Below are 3,555 nucleotides of genomic sequence, written 5' to 3'. Positions count from 1 at the left end.
ATGGTTGCTGTCTGACCGGCCAGGTACTGAGTGTCACCAATCGAGAAGTTGAGCACGCTGACCGGACCGTCACCGCTCGTGGTGCCGGTCAGCACGTTACCGGTGGCCGTACTGTCTTCGTTGGTCGAAACGTTTTCGTTGGCGTCGGAGAAGCTGTCGTCGACCGGCGTGACGTTGATGTTCAACGTCGAAATGTCGTTGGTCCCCGAACCGTCAGTGACGGTGTAGGTCACGGTCGGCACGGTGCCGTTGTAGTTGACGGCTGGCGTGAAGGTGTAGGCACCGTTCGCGCCGATGACCAGCGTGCCGACATTGGTGATGGTCGCTGTGCTTCCAGCGTTGTAGGTGGTCGTGCCGATGGTGAAGTTGAGCACGCTGACCGGGCCGTCAACGCTGCTCGTGCCACTTAGGACGCTGCCGGTGACGGCGGTGTCTTCCAGGGTTGAGACCGATTCGTTGGCGTCGGTGAAGTTGTCGTTAACCGGTGTGACACTGATTTTCAGGACCGAAGTGTCGTTGCTGCCCGAACCGTCGGTGACGGTGTATCTGACCGCCGGGACCGAGCCGTTGTAATCGGCATTCGGAGTGAAGGTGTAGGTCCCGTTCGCCGCGATCACCAAGGTGCCGATCTTGGCAATTGTCGCCGTAGTGCCTGCCGCGTAAGTGGTTGAACCGATGCTGAAGTTGAGCACACTGACTGGACCGTCAACGCTGCTTGTGCCGGTGAGGACACTGCCGGTGAGGACAGTGTCTTCCGGTGTGGAGACCATTTCATTGGCGTCGGAGAATTTGTCGCTGACCGGCGTGACGCTGATGTTCAGCGTCGAGGTGTCGTTGGTGCCCGAACCGTCGGTGACGGTGTAGGTAACGGTCGGCACGGTGCCGTTGTAGTTGTCGGCCGGGGTGAATTTGTAGGCCCCGTTCGAACCGATCACCAGCGTGCCGACGTTGGCAATGTTTGCTGTTTGACCCGCCACGTACTGAGTACCGCCCACCGTGAAGTTGACCACGCTGACCGGACCGTCGACGCTCGAAGTACCGGACAGTACGTTTCCGGTGGCCGCAGTGTCTTCATAGATCGTTACAGTTTCGTTGGCGTCGGTGAAGCTGTCATCCACTGGGGTGACGCTGATGTTCAGGGTCGAAGTGTCGTTGGGGCCGGAACCGTCAGTGATGGTGTAAGTAACGGTCGGTACGGTGCCGTTGTAATTGGTGGCCGGGGTGAAGGTGTAGTCCCCATTCGAACCGATGAGCAGCGTGCCGACGTTGGCGATGTTTGCTGTTTGACCCGCCACGTACTGAGTGCCGCCAACCGTGAAGTTGACCAGGCTGACCGGGCCGTCGAAGCTCGAAGTGCCATTCAGCACGTTACCGGTGGCCACGGTGTCTTCCAGGGTGGAGACCGTTTCGCTGGCATCGGTGAAGTTGTCGTTGACCGGCGTGACGTTGATGTTCAGGGTCGAAGTGTCGTCAGCGCCCGAACCGTCGGTGACGGTGTAGGTGACGGTCGGCACGGTGCCATTGTAGTTGGCGGTCGGAGTAAAGGTGTAGGCCCCATTCGCACCGATCACCAAAGTACCGACGTTGGTGATGGTTGCTGTTTGACCAGCCTGGTACTGAGTGCCGCCAACGGTGAAGTTGAGCACGCTGACCGGGCCGTCGACGCTCGAAGTACCGGACAGCACGCTGCCGGTAGCCACGGAGTCTTCTGGACTGGAGACGGTTTCGTTGGCGTCGGTGAAGTTGTCGTTGACCGGCGTAACACCGATGTTAAGCGTAGTGCTCGATCCCGTGTTGGTGGTGTAGGTCACCTGCGGAACGTTGCCATTCCAGTCGGCGGCCGGTTTGAAGGTGTAGTCGCCGTTACTGGCGATGATCAGCGTGCCGACACCGGCGATGGTTGCGGTCTGACCCGCCGTGAAGTTGCCCTTGACGCCCTGCACATTGAAGCTGGAGACGCTCAGGACATTATCGACATCCTGGTCGTTGGTCAGCACGTTGCCAGTCGCGTTGTGGTCTTCGTCGACGGTGATCCTGTCAGCCAGCAGCACGCTGGCGTCATTGACGGCAGTCACGTGTACCACCAGTGGCAATGAGGTGCTGGCGCTTGGTGCATCGCCGTCTTTGGCGGTGGCAGTTACGGTCAGCGCGATGTCGCCATTGAAGTTCGTCGGCGGTGTCAGCTTGAGCGTGGCCAGGTTCCAGCCCGTAATGTCCACCGATGTCGAGCCGTTGGCGGCATCGAAGGTGTGGGTCCCGTCAGTGAGTTTCGAGCCCGCCGGCAAGCCGTTCAATGTGAGCGTCAGTGTTTCCGAACCGTCGGCATCATTGGTGTGAGCCTGAATGGTCGACAGCAGAATCGCGTTGTCTTCAAGGCCAGAATTGAGCACTTGAGTGACATTGATGTTGTCCAGCACACCGCCCAGGCTGTTGCTGTCACCGGCGCGGAACTCGAGTTTCTGGTTGCCATCGGCAGTGACCGGAACGTTGAAGCTGTAGTGCTGCATGCCGGTGGTCGAGGTGTTCAGGGTGCCAATGAGTTGGCCCCCCCAGTACACATTGATGAGCGAGTTATCGATGCCGGCACGCGGTGCATAGTCGAAGGACACGTTATAGGTAGTGCCGGCCTTGGCATCGATGTTGGTATAGAGGTTGCTCGCATCGCCGGAATTGCGCTCCAGTTCGATGACCTGGTTATTGCCGCCGGCACCGTAGACGCTGGCCTGGCCGATTTCGACCTTGCCACCGGCGTTATCGGTGTGCCAGACGCCGTTGCCGAGCTTGCTGACATCGATATTGGTATAGGAGCCATTCACAGCGACTTCCTGGAAGTCGGTCGATGCAACGACACCGCCACCGGTCAGTGACAGGCTCGGCATATCGGTGACTGGCGCGACAACGATGGCGCCGGTCGCCGAAGAAGCGGAAGGCATGCCTGCATTGTCGGTGGAGCTGTAGGTGAAGCTGGTGGTGCCACTCCAGTCGCCAGTAGGGCGGAAGTAAACCGTTGCGCCGTTGGCGTTTGCAGCGATCACGCTGCTGGTGGACAACGCGATGGTTCCGGCGGCGTCTGCGTAGAACGTGCCATTGGCCGGCAGGCTGCTCAGGGTGAAGTGGTCGACGTTGCCATCAATGTCATTGCCGCCGAGCTGCACGGCGATCAAGTGATCTTCATCACCGCTGGCCGAAGTGGAGTTGACGGTCGGAGCGTCGTTGACGGGGTTGACCGTGATGTCGAGCGTACTGACAGATTGGGTGTTGGTGGTGTAGCTGATCTGTGGAACGTTGCCGTTCCAGTTCGCGGCAGGGGTGAAACTGTAGTCGCCGTTGGTGGCGATCGTCACAGTACCAACGCCGGAAATCGTCGCGGTTTGGCCTGCGGTAAAGAAACCAGGGACGCCTTGCACGGTGAATGTTGCGACGCTCAGTGCGTTGTCGACATCGCTGTCATTGCCAAGCACGTTGCCGGTTGCAGCGTGCTCTTCATCGACAGTGTTGGTGTCGCCGAGCAGGACGCTCGGATCGTCCACCGGCGTGACGCCGATGTTCAGGGTT

General features: G+C 59.6%; 1 protein-coding gene. It reads right to left on the bottom strand.

Going from position 1 to position 3,555, the window contains the following annotated elements; genetic code table 11:
* Window positions 1–3,555, bottom strand: a 3,555-nt coding sequence (locus QYH43_RS26810; protein ID WP_301158517.1) for an Ig-like domain-containing protein, incomplete at both ends; no start/stop codon positions are given.

This window comes from Pseudomonas sp. C32 (assembly GCF_030417915.1).
In the GTDB taxonomy this organism is placed as follows: Bacteria; Pseudomonadota; Gammaproteobacteria; order Pseudomonadales; family Pseudomonadaceae; genus Aquipseudomonas.
Note: the sequence above shows the minus strand (reverse complement) of the source record. Positions and strands in the feature narration are given on the sequence as shown.